This window comes from Roseateles sp. Mitsp63, from assembly GCF_059491535.1.
Map to the genome: position 1 here is coordinate 1,472,386 of NZ_CP168509.1, position 22,716 is coordinate 1,495,101.

A 22,716-nucleotide genomic window follows, 5' to 3' on the forward strand; every position below is an offset into this window, starting at 1 on the left:
TCGCCGTTCAGGCGGCCGGGTCGCGATGCCATTGCGCGGTGCGGGCGATCGCCTCGTCCAGCGGCAGCGGCGCGGGCAGGCCGAGTTCCTGACGCGCGCGGGTGATGTCGGGCACGTAGTGCGCGGCGACGGCGCCAGGCGCCGCGGTCTGCATCACGTCGATGCGGGAAGCGCGGTCCAGGACGCGGCACACCCGTCGCGCCAGGTCGGCGATGGACAAGCCCTCGTCGGCCCCGACGTTGTAGGCCCGGCCCGAGCGTCCGCGCAACAGCACAGCCCAGAGCCAGGCCGCCATGTCCGCCGCGTACAGGTAGCTGCGATGAGGAGTGCCGTCGCCCTGGATCGTGATCGCGTCATCGGCAAGCGCGGCGCGCAGGAAGTTGCCGATCGCGAAGTGCTTGTCCAGCGGCAGGTGCGGGCCGACCAGCGCGAACACGCGCGCGATCTTGACCGCCAGCGTCTCGCCGGCGGCCTGTGCGGCCAGCCATTCCGAGACCCGCTTGCCTTCGCCGTAAGTCGAGCCCGGATGCAGCGGATCCGGTCCCCCGAGATGGGTTTCCGGCACGTGGGTCATGCCGGCCGGAAGGGGTCCGTATACCGCGCCGGAGCTGGTCAGCAGCAGCTGTCGCGCGCCGCTGGCCCGCGCGAGCTCGAGCACGCGCCGGGTGCCCTCCAGGCAGGTGGAGAAGACGTCCTGCGGCGAGGCTTGCGCCGCAACGTCGGTGGCCGCGTGGATGATGGTGTCATAGCGCACGTCGCCGATCGAGAAATCCCGCACGTCGCCGGCGATCCACTCGACCCGCCCGTCCATGGCGGGCCAGTCGCGCAGGAAGGCCGACGGGTCGCGGCTCAGCACGGTGATCCGGCAACCCAGGCCGAAGGCCTCGTCCGCGTCGAGCAGCGTCGCCAGCAGCCATTTGCCGATGAAGCCCGTGCCGCCGGTGATGAACACCCGATGGCCCGCGAGCGCTTCCCAGGTCGACCGGCCGAGCAGGTCGCGGCAGCGCTGCAGGTCGGCCGCGGCGATGCGCAGCGGCGACGGACGGAACGACGTGGGCGTCATGTCGAGGCGCCGGCTCCGGCGGGATGGGCGGAGGAGGCGTTGAAGGCCGCGATGCGGGCGCGCACGCTGTCCGTATCCAGCCCATGCTCCCGCAGCAGATATGCATGCGTGCCGCAATGTTCCGAGAACCGGTCCGGCACTCCGATGCGCAGCACGCGCGTTGGCTGATGCTCGCTGGTGATCTCAGTCACCGCGGCGCCCAATCCGCCGAGCACCGAATGCTCTTCCAGCGTCACCAGGCCTGCCGTGACACGCGCGGCGGCGCATACCTCGTCCGCGCGCAGCGGCTTCAGCACAGGGGCGCTCCAGACCGCGAGATCAAGTTGTGCCGCGATGTCGACCGCCGTGCGGACCATCGATCCCGTGGCAATCAGGCCGGGGCGGTCCGCGCGACCCGGGCGGATCTTCAACAGACCGCCAGGACGCAGCGCCCCGGTCGGCCCCGCATGCACGTCGCCGCGATCGGACTTGCCCATGCGCAGATAGATCGGACCATTCGCCGCGTAAGCGTAGTCCATGCTCGCCGTCATCTCGAAGCGGTCGGCCGGCGACAGCACTTCCAGACCCGGAATGGCCCGCGTGCAGGCGATGTCTTCGGTGGACTGGTGGCTGGTGCCCAGGTGGCTGTAGACGAATCCCGCGCCGTCGCCCAGCAGCACGACCGGCAGGTCGTCATGGGCGATGTCGAGCTTGATCTGCTCCACCGTGCGGATCGGCACGAAGGCCGCCAGGCCGTACACGAACGGGCGGAAGCCGACACGCGCCAGCCCCGCCGCCATGCCGACCATGTTCTGCTCCGCGATGCCGGCATTGATGTACTGGTCCGGGCAGCGCTTGCGGAACTCGTCGAACAGCGCGTAGCCGTGATCGCCGGTCAGCAGCAGCACCTTCGGGTCGGCCAGCGCCAGGCGCACCAGCGCATTGGAAAAGGCGTCTCTCACTTCGATGCTCCGGCAAGGCCGAGCGCGTCGATCGCTTCGGCGAAGGTCTGCGGGTTCAGGCGCGTGTAGTGCCAGCGGTTGTCGGACTCCATGAACGGCACGCCCTTGCCCTTGACGGTGCGCGCCACCAGCGCCTTGGGCTTGCCCGCGCCGGTCGCCCACAGTTGGCGGATCGCCGCGTCGACGGCCGCCTCGTCATGGCCGTCCACCTCCAGCGTCTCAAAACCGAAGCTCGCGAACTTGGCCGACAAGTCGCCCAGCGCCAGCACGTCGTCGGTCGTGCCCATCGCCTGGAAGCCGTTCTTGTCGACGATCAGCATCAGGTTGTCCATCTTGTGGTGCGCCGCCACGAGCGCGCCCTCCCAGATCGGACCTTCATTGAGCTCGCCGTCGCCGACGATCGCATAGACCTTCTGGTCCGTGCCCTTGCGCCGCAGGCCCATCGCGATGCCGACACCAACGGAGAACCCGTGGCCCAGCGATCCTGACGTCACTTCCAGTCCCGGCACCCGCGAGTCCGACAGGCCCTTGAGTTCGCTGCCGTCCTTGAAGTAGCCCTGGACATGCGAGTCGTCGAGCCAGCCCAGTTCGCGCATGCACGCGTACTGCGCCATCACGCCATGGCCCTTGCTCAGGACCAGGAAGTCGCGACCCTCGGCGCGCGGATCGTTGCCCGGATAACGGAGGTGGTCGCGGTACAGCACCGTCACCAGCTCGATGATCGAGAACGCGCAGGCGATGTGCACGGTCGAGCCGGCATACGCCATCTCGAGCACGGTACGCCGCATGCGGGCCGGCGCGAACCGGCGCTCGGCGCCGGCTTCCGCGCGAGGGGTCGCGAGGGTGGTCATCAGAAATTGACTCCGAAGAACTCTTCCAGCTTGCCCGCGATGTAGTCCAGCTGCTCCTGGCCCAGCGCCGGGAAGGTGCCCAGCCAGAAGGTCTGGTTCATCACGACGTCGGTGTTGGTCAGCTCACCGCTGACGCGGTAGTTGCGGCCGGCCATGTAGGGCTGCTTCGTCAGGTTGCCCGCGAACAGCAGCCGCGTGCCGATCTTGTTCTCTTCCAGGAAGTTGATCAGGTCCGCGCGCTTGACGCCGGCCGTCTCCTTCACGATCAGCGGGAAGCCGAACCACGACGGCTCGCTGTTGGGCGTCGCCTCGGGCAGGTGCAGGAACTGCTCGACGCTCGCCAGCTTGGCCTTCAGGTAGGCGAAGTTGGCGCGGCGCTTGGCGATGAACTCCTCGACCCGGTCCATCTGCGCCAGCGCGCAGGCGGCCTGCATGTCGGAGATCTTCAGGTTGTAGCCCAGATGGCTGTACGTGTACTTGTGGTCGTAGCCGTCCGGCAGGTCGCCGCCCAGCTGCTCCTTGGTCCAGCAGAAGCGCTTGTCGCAGGTGTTGTCCTTGCCGGGCGGGCAGTAGCAGTCACGGCCCCAGTCGCGGAAGGACTCGGCGATCAGCTTCAGCTCGGCGTTGTTGGTGAAGACCGCGCCGCCTTCGCCCATCGTGATGTGATGCGCCGGGTAGAAGCTCAGCGTGCCGATGTCGCCGAAGGTGCCGACCAGCTGACCGTTGTAGGTCGCGCCCAGCGCGTCGCAGCAGTCCTCGACCAGCCACAGCTTGTACTTCTTGCACAGCGCCGTGACGACGTCCAGGTTGAACGGGTTGCCCAGGCTGTGGGCCAGCATGATGGCCTTGGTCTTGGGCGTGATCGCCGCCTCGATCTTGCTGGCGTCGATGTTGTGCGTGGCCAGGTCGACGTCGACGAACACCGGCACCGCGCCGAACTGCACGATCGGGTTCACCGTCGTCGGGAAGCCGGCGGCCACGCCGATGACTTCATCGCCCTGCTTGATCGCGCGGTCGCCCAGCTTCGGGCTGGTCAGCGCCGAGAACGCCACCAGGTTGGCCGACGAGCCGGAGTTCACCGTGATCAGGTACTTCACGCCGAGGAACTGCGCCAGGCGTTGCTCGAACATGGCGTTGAAGCGGCCGGTGGTCAGCCAGCCGTCCAGCGAGGCGTCGACCATCATCTTCAGTTCGCCGGCGCCGATGACCTTGCCGGACACCGGCACGGGGGTCTGGCCGGGCACGAAGGCCTTGGGGGCATACGCGATGTCGGCGTACTGCTGGACCAGCTCGCTGATCTGGCTGCGCAGCTTGTCGAGCTGCGGCTGGAAATTGACGGGGGTGGTGCTCATACGTCGGCTCGGTATTGGGAGATTTGATTCAGGCAGGCGGCGCGCATGTCCTGGCCGGACAGCCAGGCCTGATGCCATTCGGTGATGCGGGTCAGCGCGGTCTCGAGCGACCAGCGCGGGCCCCAGTGCAGGCGCTGCCGCGCCTTGGAGATGTCCAGCTTCAGGAAGCTGGCTTCATGGGGATGGTCCCCGGGCTGCAGGGTCCAGGAGGCGCCGTCGCCCCAGGTCCCGCACAGGTGCTCGACGATCCATTGCACGGGACGGGCGTCCTCGTCGCGCGGACCGAAGTTCCAGCCTTCGGCGTCGGCCTGGCCATGCGTGTACAGGCGCTCGGCCAGCAGCAGGTAGCCCGACAGCGGTTCCAGCACGTGCTGCCACGGACGGATCGCATGCGGGTTGCGGATCAGTACCGGCTGCTTGTCCTGCAGCGCGCGCAGGATGTCGGGGACCAGCCGGTCCAGCGCCCAGTCGCCGCCGCCGATGACGTTGCCCGCGCGGGCCGTGGCCATCGCGATGCCGGCGTCCTTCAGGAAGGACTTGCGATAGGCGGAGCTCACCAGCTCCGCGCAGCCCTTGCTGTTGGAGTAGGGGTCGTGGCCGCCCATCGGCTCGTCTTCACGGTAGCCCCAGACCCATTCGCGGTTCTCGTAGCACTTGTCCGTCGTGATGTTGACGATGGCCTTCACCGAGCCGGCATGGCGCGCGGCCTCGAGCACGTGCACGGTGCCCATCACGTTGGTGGCGTAGGTCTCGATCGGCTGGTGGTAGGACAGGCGCACCAGCGGCTGCGCCGCCATGTGGATGACGATCTCGGGCTTGAAGCCGTCGAACTCCGCCTTCACCGCGCCGAAGTCGCGGATGTCGGCGATGCGGTGCTCCATGCCTTCGGCGACACGGGCGACGTCGAACAGCGCGGGCTCGGTCGGCGGCGTCAGCGACAGGCCGCGCAGCGTCGCGCCCATGGACTGCAGCCACAGGCTGAGCCAGCTGCCCTTGAAGCCGGTGTGGCCGGTCAGCAGGACGCGCTTGCCGCGCCAGAACTCGGGGTTGGTCTGCTGCATGGCGAGGATCAGTCCCACTTCTTCCACGGCGCCTTGCCCGAAGCCCAGAGGTCTTCCAGCAGATGCTTGTCGCGTAGCGTGTCCATCGGCTGCCAGAAGCCGTGATGCTCGTAGGCCATCAGCTGGCCGTCGGCGGCCAGGCCTTGCAGCGGCTCCTGCTCCCAGATGTCGGCATCGCTGGAAAGATAGTCCAGCACGCGCGGCGACAGCACGAAGAAGCCGCCATTGATCATGGCGCCGTCGCCCTTGGGCTTCTCCTTGAAGCTCTTGACCTGGCGATCGCCGATGTCTAGCGCGCCGAATCGGCCTGGCGGATAAGTGGCGGTCAGCGTCGCCGCCTTGCCATGGGTCTTGTGGAAGTCGATCGTGGCGCGGATGTCGATGTCGCCGACGCCATCGCCATAAGTGAAGCAGAAGGCCTCTTCATTGCGGACGTAGTCGGCCACGCGACGCAGACGGCCACCGGTCATCGACTCGTCCCCGGTGTCCACGAGCGTGACATTCCAGGGCTCGGCGCGCTTGTGGTGGACTTCCATCCGGTTGTTGCGCATGTCGAAGGTGACATCGGACATGTGCAGGAAGTAGTTGGCGAAGTACTCCTTGATCACGTAGCCCTTGTAGCCGCAGCAGATCACGAAGTCGTTCACGCCGTGGTGCGAGTACATCTTGAGGATGTGCCACAGGATCGGCTTGCCGCCGATCTCGACCATCGGCTTCGGACGGGTGGAAGTCTCTTCGCTCAGTCGGGTGCCGAGGCCGCCGGCCAGGATCACTGCTTTCATGGAAAGGTCCTATCGGATCGGTAGGGAGTTAGGTCGCTGCCGAGCACACGAAGGCGTCGGAATGGAACTGCCGATCCGGCAGTCCGGCGGCGTGGAGCCGGGCTTGGGCGCCATGGATCATGGCGTCCGAACCGCAGGCATAGACGAGGGTCTCCGCGAGGTACGGGTGCTCGCGCAGCATCACGTCCTGCACGTGGCCGCGCTCGCCGGTCCAGTCGTCGCCGGCGCGGGAGAGCACCGGCACGAAGCGGAAGGCGGGCAGGGCATCGAACCCCTCGGGCTGCCAGTACAGGTCCTCGCGATGGCGGCCGCCCCAGTAGACGGTCACGCCGCGCGGCTGCGCGTCGGCGGGCATCGAGGCCAGGCCTTCGAGGATCGCCTTGACCGGCGCGATGCCGGTGCCGGTGGCCAGCAGGACCAGGTCCTTGCCGGTCTGGCCGCGCAGGAAGAAGGTGCCCAGCGGACCGCGCAGGCGCAGCAGGTCGTTGGCCTTGGCCTGCTGGAACCAGTAGCGGCTCATGGCGCCATCGGGCACCTCGCGGATGTGCAGCTCGATCTGCTTGTCCGCGCGCGGCGCGTTGGCGACCGAATAGCTGCGGCGCAGGCCTTCCGCGCCGATGACGTCGATGTACTGGCCGGGCAGGAACTCCAGCGCGGAGGTCGGCGGCAGGCGCAGCATCACGCGCACGACGTCATGGGACAGGCGCTCGATCGACTGGATGCGGCAGGGCAGGGTCTTGGCCTCGGGCAGGACCACGTCGCCCAGATCCTCGATCTCGAGCTCCACCGGTCCGCAAGCCTGGCGGACGCAGGTCAGGATGAAGCCGTGCGCCTTGTCTTCGGCGCTCAGGCCGAGTTCGTCGTGCAACGCCGCCGTCTCGCCTGAACGTACCCGGCCCTTGCACGAACTGCAGCGGCCGGTGCGGCAGCTGTAGTCGAGCACGACGCCCTGGCGCAGCGCGGCGTCGAGCAGCGATTCGTCAGGACGAGCCTCGAAGCGGCGTCCGCTGGACGTGGTGATGGCGTGCATCGCGAAGGCCGCTCCGTCGCGTCACTCGTTGTAGTCGTAAGCCTGGAAGCCCGCCGACTTGACCAGGCTGTCGCGCTTGGCGGCCTGGTAGTCGGCCTCGACCATCTCGGCGACCAGCTCGCGCAGCGTCGTCTTCGGCGTCCAGCCGAGCTTCTCCTTGGCCTTGGTCGGATCGCCCAGCAGCGTCTCGACTTCCGTCGGACGGTAGTAGCGCGGATCGACCTTGACGATGACGTCGCCCACCTTGCAGAAGGCGCGCTCCGGATCGGTCACGCTGGTCACGGTGCCGATCTCCTGCTCGCCCTCGCCGCTGAAGGTGATGCCGACGCCCAGCTCATTGCAGGCGAACTCGACGAACTGGCGCACCGAGTACTGCACGCCGGTCGCGATGACGAAGTCCTCGGGCTTGTCCTGCTGCAGCATCAGCCACTGCATCTCGACGTAGTCCTTGGCGTGGCCCCAGTCGCGCAGCGCGCTCATGTTGCCCAGGTAGAGGCAGTCCTGAAGGCCCAACGCGATGCGCGCGATGGCGCGCGTGATCTTGCGGGTGACGAAGGTCTCGCCGCGCAGCGGGCTCTCGTGGTTGAACAGCACGCCATTGCAGGCGTACATGCCGTAGGCCTCGCGGTAGTTCACCGTGATCCAGTAGGCGTAGAGCTTGGCGACCGCGTACGGGCTGCGCGGATAGAAGGGGGTGGTCTCCTTCTGCGGGATCTCCTGCACCAGGCCGTAGAGCTCCGAGGTGCTGGCCTGGTAGAAGCGGGTCTTTTTCTCCAGGCCCAGGATGCGGATCGCTTCCAGGATGCGCAGCGTGCCGATGCCGTCGGCATTGGCCGTGTACTCCGGCGTCTCGAAGCTGACCGCCACGTGGCTCATTGCCGCGAGGTTGTAGACCTCGTCTGGCTGCACCTGCTGGATGATGCGGATCAGGTTGGTGCTGTCGGTCAGGTCGCCGTAATGCAGCTTGAAGCGCTGGTTGTTGACGTGCGGGTCCTGGTACAGGTGGTCGACGCGGTCGGTGTTGAACAGGCTGGCACGGCGCTTGATGCCGTGCACCTCATAGCCCTTGTCCAGCAGCAGTTCCGCCAGGTAGGCGCCGTCCTGGCCCGTGATGCCCGTGATCAGGGCGACTTTGCGTTGCGACATGGAGATATCTCTGGAAGAGGTGGATCAGGCGCGGAAAGGGGCGCTGTCGTAGGCGAGACGGATGCCGTCGCGCAGCGAGGTGCGGGCGCGCCAGCCGAGCGCGGCGAGCTTGCCGACGTCCAGCAACTTGCGCGGCGTGCCGTCGGGCTTGGTGCTGTCGAAGACGATGCGGCCCTCGAAGCCGACGATGTCCATGACCGTCTCGGCGAGTTCGCGGATGGTCACGTCCTCGCCGGTGCCGACGTTCAGCAGCGGGCCGGTGTAGCCCTGCGTCATCAGGTAGACGCAGGCGTCGGCGAGGTCGTCGACATAGAGGAACTCGCGCCGCGGCGTGCCCGAACCCCAGACGACGTATTCCGAATCGCCCCGCAGCTTGGCTTCATGGGCCTTGCGCAGCAGCGCCGGCAGCACATGGCTGTTGGCGAGGTCGTAGTTGTCGTTGGGGCCGTACAGATTGGTCGGCATCACGCTGACGTATTCGCGGCCGTACTGGCGGTTGTAGCTCTCGGCCAGCTTGATGCCGGCGATCTTGGCGATCGCATACGGCTCGTTGGTCTGCTCCAGTGGGCCGGTGAGGAGGTACTCCTCCTTGATCGGCTGCGCGCAGTCGCGCGGGTAGATGCAGCTCGAACCGAGGAACATCAGGCGCTGCACGCCGGCCAGATGCGCGCCGTGGATCAGGTTGGCCTCGATCATGAGGTTCTGATACAGGAAGTCCGCGCGGAACTGGTTGTTGGCCTGGATGCCGCCGACCTTGGCCGCCGCGATGAACACGTAGTCCGGCTTCTCGGTGGCGAGGAACCCGGCGACGGCGGTCTGGCTCAGCAGATCGAGCTGGTCCCGCGAGCGCGTCACCACATTCGAGAACCCTAGCGCCTGGAGGCGGCGCACGAGCGCGCTGCCCACCATGCCGCGATGCCCGGTCACGAAGATCTTGGCGTTTGTATTCATTCGATTGGTTGGTCTGAACGGACTTCCCGGCGAAGCGCGGAAATCTCTTGTTGGAGTTGTTCGAACTCGCGTTCCTTGCGCTCGAGGAACGCGCGCGCCAGCCTCACCTTCGCCCTGGCGCCGCTGGGGGTCAGCAAGTAGGCGTAGGCCAGCTTGTTGTCCGCCCGGCGGAAGTTGTTGACCTTCACCCAGCCTCGTTCGACGACCGCCTTGAGGCAGTAATTCATCTTGCCGACGCTGACTCCCATGCGCTGCGCCAAGTCGCGTTGGCTGGTGCCATGCTGCGCTTCGATCTGCCGCAGCAGGTGGTAGTCGAGATCGTCTTCAGGAGGGGGGAGGGAGTCGGCCATGCCATCCGTTCAACCGTTGAACGGGCGCGACTCTAGCACGACTTGCGCTCAGGCCCGGCGACGCGCCCTGCGCAAGCCTCGTGCCGTGAAGAAGATCGTCAGTCCCAATCCGCTCAACAGCGCGGCCGCCGCGGCGATCAGGGTGCGCTTGGGGCCGCTCTTGCGTTCCGGCGGCGTGGCCGGATCCAGCACCTGGATCAAGGTGCCATCGCGGGCTTCGTCCATCTTCGCCAGTTCAAACTGCTTGGCAAAGATCTCGAAGAGCGCTTCCTGATACTTGTACTCGCGGTAGGCGGAGACATAGTCCTGGTTGCTGCTGGCCTCGAGCGGGCGCTCAAACTGCGAGAGTTGCGCACGCATGCCGGCGAGTGCGGCCGACTGCTGCTGAATCTCCGGCGCGCTCTCGGTCAAGGTCCGCCGCAAGGCGCCGAGACGGACCTCCGCCGCGGCGATCTCCGCCTTGGTGCGGGCGTAGGCTTCGGCGGCGGCCTTGGGCTCGCTTTTCAGGGCGCCCGCCGTGAAGCCGGTCTTCTGCACCTGCAACTGGGCGGCCTGCAGGGCGTCCTTTGTCTGGTGCAGTTGCTGATCGAAGAATGCGCGGCGCTGCTGGGCCTCGGTCAGCGCCAGATGATTGGTCACCCAACGGAGCTCTTCGACATAGGCATTCGCCATGTCCGCCGCGCGCTTGGGATCCTTGTCGTCCACATCGATGGTGATGAGGTTGTCCTTCTTGCCCGCATTGATACGGACATTGCCAGACAGTTCCTTGAGGGCATCCTGCCGGAACTTCGACTCGTACAGCTCGATCAGCTTGAAGCGGTCGATGATTCGATTGCCGACCGTGACACTCTGCATGACGGAGATGTACTGGTCTGCAGGGCTCTTGATGGCATTTCCGCCCGCCAGCCCAGCCAGGGTGCCCAGGGATGCCAGTGCCGCCGCGGCCGAATTCTGCTGCTGCTGGGGGCTGATGATGGTGGCGCGCGCGGTGAACGTGGGGGCGATCAGCAGCGTGGCACCGTAGGCAAGCACCCCAACGACGATGGCGCAGGCCGTGATCCGCCCCAGATGCGGCACGACCGCTTCAATCACGGCGCCGAGAGGAATGCCCTCTTCACCATCATCGAAGGCGGGAGGCGAGTCCACGTGGTGAAGGGCTGTCGAAGAATTGCTGGTGGACATGGCCGTCAGTTCTTGATCGTCTTCAGCGCCGCAGCACCCAGACCGAATTGATAGAGGATCTGCGTCCAGTCCTTGGCTTCCTGGATGAACGTGGTCTTGTTCATCTCCTCGGGCACGAAGACCGTGTCGCCGGGCAGCGCGGGCAAGCCGCTGAAGCTCGAGCCGAAGCCCAGCCAGCCGCTGCTCGACTGACGCGCGCTCACCACCGTGCCGTTGGCGCGGATCACGAACACGCCGCCGGCATCCGCGCCACGCGTCGGACCGCCGGCCAGCTTCATCACGTCGTCGACCGTCGCGTTGTTCTGCAGCAGGAAGCTGCCCGCGTTGAACACGCTGCCGAAGACGCCCACCGTGGTCGGCTTCGACGGGATCAGCAGCCGGTCGCCGTCCTCGACGGTCAGGCCGGGCAGCTGCTTCGTATCGGACTCGAGCTGCAGCACGACCCGCCCCGTCGGCCGCACCGCGCGCAGCCGCTGCACCAGCCGCTCCGTCGCCGAGGCGCGCTGCGTGTTGGCCGCCGCCTCGTCGGCATTGGCCGCCCGCTGCGTGCTGCTGTACTTGGTGAACTCGGTCTCCAGGTCGCGCAGCGCGCGGTCGTAGTTCTCCTGCTGCGACTGGCGCACGCTCTCCCGCGAGAAGTCCGTGCCGAAGACATAGGCCTGAGGCGTCAAGCCGCCCGCCGCCGCGATCGCATCCGGCAGGGTGCTGCTCGGCGGCAGCACGTATTCGCCCGGACGCGCGACCTCGCCCTCGACGGTGACGCGCTTGTACTGCCTGTACAGCGGCAGCGCCGTGTTGACGCTGCTGAACACGCGGATCACGTCGCCGTTGGCCGCCACCGTCTTCAGCTGCGCCGGCAGTTGCAGCTCGCGCACGCGGCGGTCGTTGCGGTCGCTCAGCTGCTCGATCGACAGCCGCGAGCGGTCCGCCACGGTATTGAAGCCGCCCGCCATGCGCAGCACGTCGTCCACCGTCTCGTTCGGCTTGAGCTCGACGATGGTCTGCTTGTTCACGCTGCCCAGCACCGCGACCTGCGGGCCGATCGGGCCGATGTGCAGCACGTCCTCGGCCTGCAGCGCGCGGTCGCTGGCCTTGTCGCCCTTGAGCAGCAGGTCGTAGGCATCGAAGGTCGACACCACCTGCCCATTGCGGCGCAGCTCGATCTGCCGGAAGCTGCCGGCCGCCGACGGGCCGCCCGCGCGGATCAGGCCGGTGACGATGGTCGACAGGCTGCTCACCGTGTAAGCGCCCGGCTTCGCGGTGAAACCGGTCACGTAGATGCGGATCGAGCGCAGCCTGCCCAGCGAGGTGCTGACCTGGAAGTTCTTGAAGACCTGCGCGATACGCGCGCGCACCACGTCGTTCAGGTCGCCGTAGCGCACGCCCGAGACCAGCACCGGCCCGACGCGCGGGATCGTGATGCGGCCGGCGCGATCCACCGTCAGGCGCAGGTCGGCATCCACCGAGCCCCAGGCGGTCACCTGGATCTCGTCGCCGACGCCGATCAGGTAGTCCGCCGGCGCCTGCCGCGGGCCGTCCGAGTCGGCGCCGCGCGTCTGGCGGTCGTCCAGCATCAGGTCCGCGCCCAGGCGGCGCACGACGTTGTCCGCCGACACCGTCGCCGTCTTGCCCACGCCGCCGCCCTGCGTCTGCGACACCGTCGCGAAATCGGCATTCAGCGACTCGGAGCGCTTGAGCGCCTCCAGCGTCGTCGGATCCGTCAGGTCGATGCCCAGCAGCTTGTTGACGTAGATCTCGAACTCGCCCGGCACGTACTTGGCGGGCCGGGCCTGCTGCTGCTGGTTCTGCTGCTGTTGCTGCTGGAGCGACGCCGCGTCCTGCGTGTTGCGGCTCGCGGCGTTCAGCCGCACCGGGCCGCTGAGATCGCTCGTGGTGTCGGAGGAGGTCTGGCCGCTGCCCATCACTTGCGCGAAGGCCGGGGCCGCCATCAGGCAGGCCGTCAGCAGCGCCAGCGCGGGCCGGTGGAAGGGCAGTGCTCGAGTCGTCGTGGACACCGGCGAAAGGGCGCGTTGGGCGCGAAGTTCCATGCGTGATCTCGTCTCAGATGTACTGGGCCGCCCGCGGCGGCCCTCGGGGCAAGGGGCGGAGCGGCCAGCGCGGCATTCTATGGCAGCGCTGTTGCGCCAAAACCGCCCTGACCCGTGAAGCCCCTCGTTACACTGCCGCCCATGTTGTATTTGCTCATCCCGTTCGCACTCGCGGCGATCGTCACGCTCTACGTCGTGCACTCGTCGACCGTGCACGGGCATCTGTCCGCCGACCACGACCTGTCCGGCCCGCAGAAGTTCCATGCCCGGCCCGTGCCGCGCATCGGCGGCGTCGGCATCTTCGTCGGCCTGGCCGGCATGGTGGCCCTGGCCGTCCTGCTGAAGCATCCCCAGGCCCGCACCGGCGCGCTGCTGCTGCTCAGCGGCGTCCCCGCCTTCGCCGCCGGCCTGGTCGAGGACTTCACCAAGAAGGTCTCCCCGCGCGAGCGCCTCCTGGCCACGATGATCTCCGCCGGCCTGGGCTGCTGGCTGCTCGGCGCGATGATCACCCGCACCGACATCCCGGGCCTGGACTTCATCGTCGCGACCACCGTCGGCGCCGTCCTCGCCACGGTCTTCACCGTCGCCGGCGTGGCCAATTCGGTCAACATCATCGACGGCTTCAACGGCCTGTCCTCGATGTGCGTCAGCCTCATGCTGCTGACCTTCGCCTACGTGGCCTACCAGGTTGGCGACACCGAGCTCGCGCTCTGGGCGCTCGCCGGCGTCGGCGCGATCCTCGGCTTCTTCGTCTGGAACTACCCCGCCGGCCTGATCTTCCTGGGCGACGGCGGCGCGTACTTCATGGGCTTCTTCCTGGCCGAGATCGGCATCCTGCTGATCCACCGCCATCCGCAGGTCTCGCCGCTGTTCGCGCTGATGGTCTGCATCTACCCGGTCTTCGAGACGGTCTTCTCCATCTACCGGCGCCGCTTCCTGCGCAACACCAGCCCTGGCGACCCGGATGGCATCCATCTGCACTCGCTGATCTACCGCCGGCTGATGCGCTGGGCGATTGGCGCCCGCGACGCGCGCCTGATGACGCGCCGCAACTCGATGACGGCACCCTACCTGTGGACGCTGTGCCTCTCGTCGCTGGCGCCGGCGCTGCTGTTCTGGGACTCGACGCCGATGATCGCCGCCTGCATGGTGCTGTTCGGCGCGGCCTATGTGGCGCTGTACTGGCGCATCGTGCGCTTCCGCACCCCGAAGTGGATGGTTTTCCGCGGCGACCAGCGCAAGCTGACGGACCGCTCCGTGCCCTGATGCACACGGCCGATCCGGGGTTTCCCGGGTCCGGTGAGGGCTTGGAGGATAATCCGCGCCCATGACCGACACCACCCCGCCGCCGAGCCCGCGTTTCGACACGCTGCCGCTGAACCCCAAGCTGCTGCGCGCCGTCGCCGACCAGGGCTACGCGACGATGACGCCCATCCAGGCCAAGGCGATCCCGATCGTCCTCGAAGGCCGCGATGTCATGGGCGCCGCCCAGACCGGCACCGGCAAGACCGCCGCGTTCTCGATCCCGCTGCTGCAGCGCATGCTCAAGCACGAGAACGCCTCGATGTCGCCCGCCCGCCACCCGGTGCGCGCGCTCGTGCTGGCACCGACCCGCGAGCTGGCCGACCAGGTCGCCAACAACGTCAAGGCCTACGCCAAGCACACGCAGCTGCGCGTGGCCTGCGTCTTCGGCGGCATCGACATGAAACCCCAGACGCTGCAGCTCAAGGCCGGCGTCGAGGTCCTGATCGCCACGCCCGGCCGCCTGCTCGACCACATCGAGGCCAAGAACGCCGTGCTCAACCACGTCGAGTACGTGGTGCTCGACGAGGCGGACCGGATGCTCGACATCGGCTTCCTGCCCGACCTGCAACGCATCCTGAGCTACCTGCCCAAGGTGCGCCAGACGCTGCTGTTCTCGGCGACCTTCTCGCCCGAGATCAAGAAGCTGGCGCAGAGCTACCTGCAGGAGCCGGAACTGGTCGAGGTGGCCCGCCCGAACGCGACCGCGTCGACCGTCGAGCAGCGCTTCTTCAGCGTCGACGACGACGACAAGCGCGCCGCGGTCAAGCAGCTGCTGCGCCAGCGCGAGATCAAGCAGGCCATCGTCTTCGTGAACTCGAAGCTCGGCGCGGCGCGCCTGGCGCGTTCCTTCGAGCGCGACGGCCTGAAGACCGCCGCGCTGCACGGCGACAAGTCGCAGGACGAGCGGCTGAAGTCGCTCGAGGCCTTCAAGCGCGGCGAGGTCGATCTGCTGGTGGCCACCGACGTGGCGGCGCGCGGCCTGGACATCGCGGACCTGCCGGCCGTCTTCAACTTCGACGTGCCCTTCAATGCCGAGGATTACGTGCACCGCATCGGCCGTACCGGCCGCGCGGGCGCCTCGGGCCTGGCCTTCACGCTGGTGACCCGGAGCGACGCGCGCCTGGTTGGCGAGATCGAGAAGCTCATCAAGCGCAAGCTGGACCTGGAGCCGATCGAGCTCGAGGAGGCCCGCCGCCGCTTCGATGGCGGCGATCGGGGTGACCGTCCGCCGCGCGCCGAGCGCCCCGCCGACCGGGGTGGCGAGCGCGAGGAACGCGGCGAGCGCCGCGACTTCCGCCGCGAGCGCGAGGATCGCCGCGACGAAGCCTATGGCGGGGGCGGGCACGCGCCGGCCCGCGCGCCGCAGCGTCAGGCTTACGACCCGCTGTTCGACAAGCCCTATGAGGCGGCCGAAGGCGCCGAGGCGCCGTCCTGGGAGAAGACCCCGGCCAGCGCGCCACGCGGCGTGTCTTCCAACATCAAGCCGAAGAAGAAGGTCGCGGCGCTGTTCGGCGCCAAGGTGCCGCCGGTCACCGCCGACAGCGAATCCTGATCAGCGCCCGCTGATCAGCGCGCCCCGAGGATCGCGAAGACCGCCGGCACCTTGTCCGGCAGGGTCTTCGGCGCCTGGCGCCATTGCGCGACCGTGGCCGAGTGGGTCCAGGCCTCCTTCAAGCTCAGGCCGCAGCTGACCGACAGCATCGTGCCCGGTTTCAGCGAGCCCATCAGCGCCTGCAGCAGCGCGGCGTTCCGGTAGGGTGTCTCGATCATCAGCTGGGTCTGCTGCTCGCGCGCGGACCAGGTCTCGAGCGCCTTGATGCGGGCCGCGCGCTCCGCGCTCTCCACCGGCAGGTAGCCGACGAAGGCGAAGCTCTGGCCATTCAGGCCGCTCGCGGCGATCGCCATCAGCAGCGAACTCGGCCCGGCCAGCGGCACGACATCGAGCTTCGCCGCGTGCGCTGCCGCGACGAGCCGCGCGCCGGGATCGGCCACGGCCGGCATGCCGGCTTCTGAAATCAGTCCCAGGTCATGTCCATCGAGCGCGGGCTGGAGCAGCGCCGTCCACGCCTTGTCCTCGGCCGCGGCCGAGGCGGCCGCGTTCGACGCCGGACCGCGGCCTTTCGGCGGGCGCGGCAGCTCCTCGATGCGCTGCTCCTGCAGCGGCGCCGCCAGGGGATGGAGGGCGCCGACACGCTTCAGGAACGCGCGGGTGGTCTTGGCGTTCTCGGCGGCCCAATGGGTGATCGCCGCGGCGCGCGCGAGGACGGCATCCGGCAGGACTTCGCGCAGATCGACCTCCTGGCCGTCCATGCCGAAGTCGAGCGTGTTGGGAACGAGATAGAGGCGGCCGCGGGTCATCAAGGGGTCTCGGCGATCAGGTTCAGGACATCGAGCCCGCCGCGGCGCAGCAGCGCGGCGGTGCGGATCAGCGGCAGGCCGATCAGCGCGGTCGGGTCGTCGGAGTCGATCGCGTCCAGCAGCGCGATGCCCAGGCCTTCGGCCTTGGCGCTGCCGGCGCAGTCGTAGGGTTGCTCGGCGCGCAGGTAGCGCTCGATCTGGCCGTCGCTCAAGGCGCGAAAGCGCACCCGCACTGGCGCGAGGTCCTCCGCCACGAAGCCGGTGGCCTCGCAGACGACCGCCAGCGCGGTGTGGAAGATCACGGTGCGGCCGCTCATGGCCCGCAGTTGCTCGACGGCCCGCGCGTGCGAGCCCGGCTTGCCCAGCGGCTGGCCGTCGAGATCGGCGACCTGGTCGGAGCCGATCACCAGCGCCTCGGGAAAGCGCGCCGCCACCACACGAGCCTTCGCCAGCGCCAGCCGGCGCGCGAGCGCCCCGGGGGCTTCGCCCGGCAGGGGTGCTTCGTCGATGTCGGGCGAGGCGGTGTCGAACGGGATCCGCAGGCGCTCCAGCAGCTCGCGCCGGTAGCGGGAGGTGGAGCCCAGGATCAGCGGCCGATGCGGCGGGGGAGGGGCGGTCATGGGGCGGGATTCTCCCATCGGGGCAGGGGCGGCTCGTACACTTGCGCCCCATGAAACCGCGTTCGTTCGATCCATTGAAGCTCGATGTCGGGGCCTTCGCCCGCGAGGGTGCCGCGCTCCAGGGCGAGTGGCCCGCCCCGAGCCTGCCGCGACTGGCCGAGGCGGCCGCGCCCGAGTCCGATCCGGCCCAGTGGCCGCCCGTCACCTGGTCCGCGCAAGGCGAGATCCGCACGCCCAAGGGCGGTGAGGCGCAGATCTGGCTGGCGCTGTCGGCGCGGGCGCAGGTCGCGCTGACCTGCCAGCGCTGCCTCAAGCCGGTGCACGAGGACCTCGAGGTGTCGCGCTGGTTCCGCTTCGTCCGGGACGAGGATCAGGCGGCAGAACTCGACATGGACTCGGACGACGACGTGCTCTCGCTGCCGCGGCATCTCGATCTGCGCGAGCTGGTCGAGGACGAACTGCTGCTGGAGCTGCCGGTGGTGCCGCGTCACGAGGAATGCCCGGAACCGCTGCCGCATGCCAATGTCGACGAGGAGGAGGCGCCGCCGGAAGAGCGCCCGAATCCGTTCGCTGCGCTGGCCGCGTTGAAGAAGGGCTCCGGCGGCAAGGCCTGAGGCGAGGGATTTCTCCGCGCCGCATTTGCCGCGAAGGTGGGCGCTGTGCTATAGTTTCCGGCTTTCCCGGCTCGAAATGAGCGCCCATGTGGGCGCGCCGCGCCGGGACCGAGGCGTCGGTAGCGGAGCATCCTCGTCGGATCCGCGGCACAGCTCGAGTTCTCTCGAGAGCCCGAGCAAGCCTCGAATCACCGAAGCCAGCCGAAGCCTTTAGGAGAATCAATCATGGCCGTTCAGCAAAACAAGAAGTCCCCGTCCAAGCGTGGCATGCACCGCTCGCACAATGCCCTGGGCACCCCGGGCACCGCGATCGAGCCGACCACCGGCGAAGTGCATCTGCGTCATCACATCAGCCCCAACGGCTTCTATCGTGGCCGCAAGGTGCTGAAGACCAAGGCCGACGCCGCCTGATCGACATCGATCAGCCGGTCCGGAGGGCTCCTCGAAAGGGCCGCCCCCACCTGGTCCAGAAATGAAGAAAGCCCGGTTCAGCGCGTAGCGTTGCCGGGCTTTCGTATTTCCGCTTTCCTGCCGTTTTCCCTTTCCCCGCGTCCTTGCCGGCGCGGATCCGCCGCCGGAGTGTCCGGACGGCGCGGTCCGGCTGGGGGCGTCTGTCGCGCACGCTTCTTGCGGGGTCGCTACAGTCGCAGCTTCGACCGGTGATTTCTCTCAGGTTTCGATGACCGCAACTCCCGCCACCCGCTCATCGCCCTCCGCCGAGCCGCTCCGTCTGGCGGTGGACTGCATGGGCGGCGACCACGGCCCGTCCGTGACGCTTCCGGCCTGCCAGGCCTTCCTCGCCGCGCATCCGCAGGCGGAACTGCTGCTCGTGGGCCAGCCCGAGGCGCTGAAGGCCGCGGCCTCGTGGCCGCGCGTGCGCATCGTCCCGGCCAGCGAGGTCGTCAGCATGGACGACCCCATTGAGGTCGCGCTGCGCCGCAAGAAGGACTCGTCGATGCGGGTCGCGATCTCGCAGCTCAAGCCGGGCAAGGACGGCTCGGCCGCCGCGGCGCAGGCCTGTGTCTCCGCCGGCAACACCGGCGCGCTGATGGCCGTCGCCAAGTACCTGCTCAAGACGCTGGAGGGCATCGACCGGCCCGCCATCGCCACGGTGATGCCCAACCAGACCGGCGGCTTCACGACGGTGCTGGACCTGGGCGCCAACGTCGACTGCGGCCCCGAGCACCTGCTGCAGTTCGCCGTGATGGGCAGTGCGCTGGTCTCGGCCGTCGACGGCAAGGAGAACCCCACGGTCGGCCTGCTGAACATCGGCGAGGAGATGATCAAGGGCAACGAGACGATCAAGCGCGCGGGCGAACTGCTGCGCGAGGCGGCCGCGCACGACCAGCTCAATTTCCACGGCAACGTCGAGGGCAACGACATCTTCAAGGGCACGACCGACATCGTCGTGTGCGACGGCTTCGTCGGGAACGTCGCGTTGAAGACGGCCGAAGGCCTGGCCAGCATGATCTCCAGCTTCATCAAGGCGGAGTTCACGCGCAACGCCTGGACCAAGATGATCGCGGTGCTGGCGATGCCGGTGCTGCAGCGCTTCAAGCACCGCGTCGACCATCGCCGCTTCAACGGCGCCGCGCTGATGGGGCTGCGCGGGCTGGTGTTCAAGAGCCATGGCTCGGCCGATGCCTTCGCTTTCGAGCAGGCCTTGAACCGGGCGTATGATGCGGCCCGCAACCGGCTCCTAGACCGGGTTCACGATCGCATCGTCGCGACGCTGCAGGCGCTTCCGGCTCCTGCGCCAGAGGAGGGCGGCGATGCAGGAGACACGGCGGCCACCGCCGCCCACGCTGCATGACCACTGCTTCCACGCGCTTCGCCCGCATCCTCGGTACGGGCAGCTACCTGCCCGCCAATCGCGTCACCAACTCGGCCCTGGCGGAACGCCTGGCCCGCGATGGGATCGAGACCTCGCATGAATGGATCGTCGAGCGCACCGGCATCCACGCCCGTCACTTCGCCGATCCCCACGTCACCTCCAGCGACCTCGCGCTGCCCGCCTGCCTGGCGGCGCTCGAGTCGGCCGGCGTCCGCGCCGAGGAGATCGACCTGATCATCGTCGCCACGTCCACGCCGGACATGGTGTTCCCCTCCACCGCCTGCCTGCTGCAGAACAAGCTCGGCATCCATGGCTGCGCCGCGTTCGACGTGCAGGCCGTGTGCTCGGGCTTCGTCTACGCGCTGACCGTCGCCGACGCGATGATCAAGAGCGGCGCCGCGCGCAAGGCGCTGGTGGTGGGCTCGGAGGTGTTCTCGCGCATCCTCGACTTCAAGGACCGCACGACGTGCGTGCTGTTCGGCGACGGCGCCGGCGCCGTGGTGCTGGGCGCCAGCGATGAACCCGGCATCCTCGCGAGCGAACTGCACGCCGACGGCCGCCACGCCGACATCCTCTGCACCCCGGGCACCGTCTCCGGCGGCGAGGTGCTCGGCCATCCGCTGCTGAAGATGGACGGCCAGGCGGTGTTCAAGCTGGCCGTGGGCGTGCTGGAGAAGGTCGCGCGCTCGGTGCTCGACAAGGCGGGCCGCACCGACGCGGACATCGACTGGCTGATCCCGCATCAGGCCAACATCCGCATCATGCAGGGCACGGCCAAGAAGCTGAAGATGTCCCTGGACAAGCTGATCGCGACCGTCGACGAGCATGGCAACACCTCGGCCGCGTCCATCCCCCTGGCGCTGGACGTGGCCGTGCGCGCCGGCAAGATCAGACGCGGCGACACGGTGATGCTGGAAGGCGTTGGCGGCGGATTCACCTGGGGCGCGGTGCTGCTGGATTTCTGATCGGCCGCTGGCGCCGCCGTGCTCGCGGCGCGCCGCGTGGCCGTCAGGCGCGTGCGCGGATGTCACGCGCCTTTCTCCCTCTGTATGGATAGTCTCGGACTCGAATCGCCATGAGCAAGAACTTCGCTATCGTCTTCCCTGGACAGGGCTCGCAGTCCGTCGGCATGCTCGACGCCTGGGGCGATCACCCGGAAGTGGTCCGCACGCTGGCCGAGGCCTCGGCCGCGCTGGGCGAGGACATCGGCGCGCTGATCAAGCACGGTCCCAAGGAACAGCTGGACCTGACGACCAACACCCAGCCCGTGATGCTGACCGCCGGCATCGCCTGCTACCGCGCCTGGTTCGCCGAGACCGGCCTGGCCCCGGCCGCCGCCGCCGGCCATTCGCTGGGCGAGTACACCGCACTGGTCGCCGCCGGCGCGCTGAGCCTGGCCGATGCGCTGCCGCTGGTGCGCTTCCGCGCGCAGGCCATGCAGGAAGCGGTGCCGGTGGGCACCGGCGCGATGTCGGCGATCCTGGGCCTGGACGCGGCGGTGGTCCGCGAGGTCTGCCAACAGGTGGCGGCCGGCTCCGGTGAAGTGGTCGAGGCGGTCAACTTCAATGATCCGAAGCAGACCGTGATCGCCGGCTCCAAGGGCGGCGTCGAGAAGGCCAACGAGGCGCTCAAGGCCGCCGGCGCGAAGCGCGCGCTGCCGCTGCCGGTGTCGGCGCCGTTCCACTCCAGCCTGATGAAGCCGGCCGCCGAGCGCCTGCGCGAGAAGCTCGCCGCGGTCAGCTTCGCGCCGGCCGCGTTCCCGGTGATCAACAACATCGATGTCGCCGTCACCGACGACGCCGTCGCGCTGCGCGACGCGCTGTACCGCCAGGCCTTCGGCCCGGTGCGCTGGGTGGAGGTCATGCAGGCGCTCAAGGCGCGCGGCCTGGCCACCGTCCTCGAGTGCGGCCCCGGCAAGGTGCTGGCTGGCATGGCCAAGCGCATCGACGGCGAGATCGCCGCCGCCACGGTGCTGGACCCGGCCTCGCTGGCCGAGGCGAAGGCGCTGCTGGCCTGATCGTCCCGATCCCCTTCCAGATTTCGTTCGAGGAATTTCCATGTCCGACAGCAAGCAAGTGGCGCTGGTGACCGGTGCCAGCCGTGGCATCGGCCGCGCGATCGCGCTGACCCTGGCCCAGAAGGGCTACGTCGTCATCGGCACCGCGACCAGCGAGTCCGGTGCCCAATCCATCACCGAGGCCCTGGCCGGCCACGGCGGCCGCGGCGCGGTGCTGAACGTGAACGATGTCGCCGCGGTCGACGCGCTGGTCGACTCGATCGTGAAGCAGGAGGGCGGCCTGCAGGTGCTGGTCAACAACGCCGGCATCACGAAGGACATGCTCTCGATGCGCATGAAGGATGAGGACTGGGATGCTGTCCTCGACACCAACCTGAAGGCCGTGTTCCGCGTCAGCCGCGCGGTGATGCGCCCGATGATGAAGCAGCGCTACGGCCGCATCGTCAACATCACGTCGGTGGTTGGGGCCTCGGGCAACGCCGGCCAGGCCAACTACGCGGCCGCCAAGGCCGGCGTCGCGGGCATGACGCGTGCCCTGGCACGGGAATTGGGCAGCCGCTCGGTCACCGTGAACTGCGTGGCGCCCGGCTTCATCGCCACCGACATGACCGACGTCCTGCCCGAGGCGCAGAAGACCGCGCTGCTGGCGCAGATTCCTGCCGGCCGCCTGGGCGACCCGGCCGAGATCGCCCATGCGGTGGCGTTCCTGGCCTCGCCGGAGGCCAGCTACATCACCGGCGTGGAACTGCACGTCAACGGCGGCATGTACATGAATTGAGGTGAGGCCGCCCTTTCCGGGCGGGTCACCCACCGGATTCACCCGGCCGGTGTGGGGCTGATAGAGTGCGAGCGCGCGCCGCATCCATCGTGGAAGGCGCGCCTCGGGAGGTCCGACTAGGGGCGCCACTCTAAGGCCTTAGAATCCCGGGTTGTTCTAGCAAACCACCCCCTCCTGGAGGAGTCATGAGCGATATCGAAGCACGTGTCAAGAAAATCATCGCCGAGCAACTCGGCGTGCCCGAAGCCGATGTGACCAATGAAAAGGCCTTCGTCGCCGATCTGGGCGCTGATTCTCTGGACACCGTGGAACTGGTGATGGCCCTCGAAGACGAGTTCGGCATCGAGATCCCGGACGAAGAGGCCGAGAAGATCACCACCGTTCAACTGGCGATCGACTACGCGGTCAAGCACCAGAAGGCGTAAGCAAGCAG

Annotated in this window: 23 protein-coding genes; 9 read left to right on the top strand and 14 right to left on the bottom strand. The window is 68.2% G+C overall.

Features of this window, described 5'->3' with window-relative positions:
- Positions 1 to 7 precede the first annotated feature (7 nt).
- Genes ACEN96_RS06375 through ACEN96_RS06430 form a run of 12 tightly spaced genes read right to left on the bottom strand, consistent with a single transcriptional unit; the run spans position 8 to position 12,757 of the window.
- Complete coding sequence (locus ACEN96_RS06375) at positions 8 to 1,063, bottom strand: NAD-dependent epimerase/dehydratase family protein (RefSeq protein ID WP_495587203.1); 1,056 nt, start codon at positions 1,061 to 1,063, stop codon at positions 8 to 10.
- A complete protein-coding gene (locus ACEN96_RS06380) occupies positions 1,060 to 2,004 on the bottom strand; it encodes a transketolase family protein (RefSeq protein ID WP_495587204.1) in 945 nt (314 codons plus the stop codon). Before ACEN96_RS06380 ends, ACEN96_RS06375 begins: the two co-directional genes overlap by 4 nt.
- On the bottom strand, positions 2,001 to 2,855 hold the full coding sequence (locus tag ACEN96_RS06385) for a transketolase (RefSeq protein ID WP_495587205.1): 855 nt from the start codon (positions 2,853 to 2,855) through the stop codon (positions 2,001 to 2,003). Before ACEN96_RS06385 ends, ACEN96_RS06380 begins: the two co-directional genes overlap by 4 nt.
- A complete protein-coding gene (gene rfbH / locus ACEN96_RS06390; RefSeq protein ID WP_495587206.1) occupies positions 2,855 to 4,207 on the bottom strand; it encodes a lipopolysaccharide biosynthesis protein RfbH in 1,353 nt (450 codons plus the stop codon). Before rfbH ends, ACEN96_RS06385 begins: the two co-directional genes overlap by 1 nt.
- Complete coding sequence (rfbG, locus tag ACEN96_RS06395) at positions 4,204 to 5,268, bottom strand: CDP-glucose 4,6-dehydratase (RefSeq protein WP_495587207.1); 1,065 nt, start codon at positions 5,266 to 5,268, stop codon at positions 4,204 to 4,206. The genes rfbH and rfbG overlap by 4 nt, the downstream gene beginning before the upstream one ends.
- Before the next feature lie 8 nt (positions 5,269 to 5,276).
- Positions 5,277 to 6,050: a glucose-1-phosphate cytidylyltransferase gene (rfbF, locus tag ACEN96_RS06400; protein ID WP_495587208.1), complete on the bottom strand. Its 774-nt coding sequence runs from the start codon at positions 6,048 to 6,050 to the stop codon at positions 5,277 to 5,279.
- A 28-nt stretch (positions 6,051 to 6,078) separates the two neighbouring features.
- Positions 6,079 to 7,080: an FAD-binding oxidoreductase gene (locus ACEN96_RS06405; protein ID WP_495587209.1), complete on the bottom strand. Its 1,002-nt coding sequence runs from the start codon at positions 7,078 to 7,080 to the stop codon at positions 6,079 to 6,081.
- Positions 7,081 to 7,101: 21 nt separating this feature from the next.
- Positions 7,102 to 8,226 (bottom strand): GDP-mannose 4,6-dehydratase, encoded by a 1,125-nt coding sequence (gene gmd / locus ACEN96_RS06410; protein ID WP_495587210.1) that lies wholly within the window; start codon positions 8,224 to 8,226, stop codon positions 7,102 to 7,104.
- A 24-nt stretch (positions 8,227 to 8,250) separates the two neighbouring features.
- Positions 8,251 to 9,177 carry a GDP-L-fucose synthase family protein gene (locus tag ACEN96_RS06415; RefSeq protein ID WP_495587211.1) on the bottom strand — a complete coding sequence of 309 codons (927 nt, stop codon included), beginning with the start codon at positions 9,175 to 9,177 and terminating at the stop codon, positions 8,251 to 8,253.
- Entirely contained in the window at positions 9,174 to 9,527 is a 354-nt protein-coding gene (locus ACEN96_RS06420) for a MarR family EPS-associated transcriptional regulator (RefSeq protein WP_495587212.1), read from the bottom strand. Before ACEN96_RS06420 ends, ACEN96_RS06415 begins: the two co-directional genes overlap by 4 nt.
- A gap of 48 nt (positions 9,528 to 9,575) precedes the next feature.
- Positions 9,576 to 10,709 carry a GumC family protein gene (locus ACEN96_RS06425; RefSeq protein ID WP_495587213.1) on the bottom strand — a complete coding sequence of 378 codons (1,134 nt, stop codon included), beginning with the start codon at positions 10,707 to 10,709 and terminating at the stop codon, positions 9,576 to 9,578.
- 5 nt (positions 10,710 to 10,714) lie between these two features.
- Positions 10,715 to 12,757, bottom strand: a complete 2,043-nt coding sequence (locus ACEN96_RS06430; protein ID WP_495587214.1) for an SLBB domain-containing protein — start codon at positions 12,755 to 12,757, stop codon at positions 10,715 to 10,717.
- Between the two features lie 141 nt (positions 12,758 to 12,898).
- Between ACEN96_RS06430 and ACEN96_RS06435 the strand changes: the two genes are divergently transcribed.
- Together ACEN96_RS06435 and ACEN96_RS06440 are read left to right on the top strand one after the other, a co-directional pair.
- A complete protein-coding gene (locus ACEN96_RS06435) occupies positions 12,899 to 14,023 on the top strand; it encodes an MraY family glycosyltransferase (protein ID WP_495587215.1) in 1,125 nt (374 codons plus the stop codon).
- A gap of 61 nt (positions 14,024 to 14,084) precedes the next feature.
- Complete coding sequence (locus ACEN96_RS06440) at positions 14,085 to 15,614, top strand: DEAD/DEAH box helicase (RefSeq protein ID WP_495587216.1); 1,530 nt, start codon at positions 14,085 to 14,087, stop codon at positions 15,612 to 15,614.
- 14 nt (positions 15,615 to 15,628) lie between these two features.
- On the opposite strand, the gene ACEN96_RS06445 is transcribed toward ACEN96_RS06440, so the two are convergent.
- Both ACEN96_RS06445 and ACEN96_RS06450 read right to left on the bottom strand, forming a co-directional pair.
- Positions 15,629 to 16,420, bottom strand: coding sequence for an SAM-dependent methyltransferase (locus tag ACEN96_RS06445; protein WP_495587217.1), 792 nt, complete (start codon positions 16,418 to 16,420; stop codon positions 15,629 to 15,631).
- Positions 16,420 to 17,040, bottom strand: coding sequence for a Maf family nucleotide pyrophosphatase (locus ACEN96_RS06450; protein ID WP_495587218.1), 621 nt, complete (start codon positions 17,038 to 17,040; stop codon positions 16,420 to 16,422). Before ACEN96_RS06450 ends, ACEN96_RS06445 begins: the two co-directional genes overlap by 1 nt.
- Positions 17,041 to 17,090: 50 nt before the next feature.
- Between ACEN96_RS06450 and ACEN96_RS06455 the strand changes: the two genes are divergently transcribed.
- From ACEN96_RS06455 to acpP, 7 genes are all read left to right on the top strand, one after another.
- A complete protein-coding gene (locus ACEN96_RS06455) occupies positions 17,091 to 17,654 on the top strand; it encodes a YceD family protein (RefSeq protein ID WP_495587219.1) in 564 nt (187 codons plus the stop codon).
- 225 nt (positions 17,655 to 17,879) lie between these two features.
- Entirely contained in the window at positions 17,880 to 18,065 is a 186-nt protein-coding gene (gene rpmF / locus ACEN96_RS06460; RefSeq protein ID WP_091726670.1) for a 50S ribosomal protein L32, read from the top strand.
- A gap of 268 nt (positions 18,066 to 18,333) precedes the next feature.
- Positions 18,334 to 19,467 (top strand): phosphate acyltransferase PlsX, encoded by a 1,134-nt coding sequence (plsX, locus tag ACEN96_RS06465; RefSeq protein ID WP_495587220.1) that lies wholly within the window; start codon positions 18,334 to 18,336, stop codon positions 19,465 to 19,467.
- The gene (locus tag ACEN96_RS06470) at positions 19,464 to 20,453 is read left to right on the top strand and encodes a beta-ketoacyl-ACP synthase III (protein ID WP_495587221.1); all 990 of its coding nucleotides are present in this window, start codon (positions 19,464 to 19,466) and stop codon (positions 20,451 to 20,453) included. The genes plsX and ACEN96_RS06470 overlap by 4 nt, the downstream gene beginning before the upstream one ends.
- Positions 20,454 to 20,563: 110 nt before the next feature.
- Complete coding sequence (fabD, locus tag ACEN96_RS06475; RefSeq protein ID WP_495587222.1) at positions 20,564 to 21,505, top strand: ACP S-malonyltransferase; 942 nt, start codon at positions 20,564 to 20,566, stop codon at positions 21,503 to 21,505.
- A gap of 40 nt (positions 21,506 to 21,545) precedes the next feature.
- A complete protein-coding gene (gene fabG, locus ACEN96_RS06480) occupies positions 21,546 to 22,283 on the top strand; it encodes a 3-oxoacyl-ACP reductase FabG (protein WP_495587223.1) in 738 nt (245 codons plus the stop codon).
- A 185-nt stretch (positions 22,284 to 22,468) separates the two neighbouring features.
- Positions 22,469 to 22,708: an acyl carrier protein gene (gene acpP, locus ACEN96_RS06485; RefSeq protein WP_058936430.1), complete on the top strand. Its 240-nt coding sequence runs from the start codon at positions 22,469 to 22,471 to the stop codon at positions 22,706 to 22,708.
- The last annotated feature ends 8 nt before the right edge of the window (positions 22,709 to 22,716 follow it).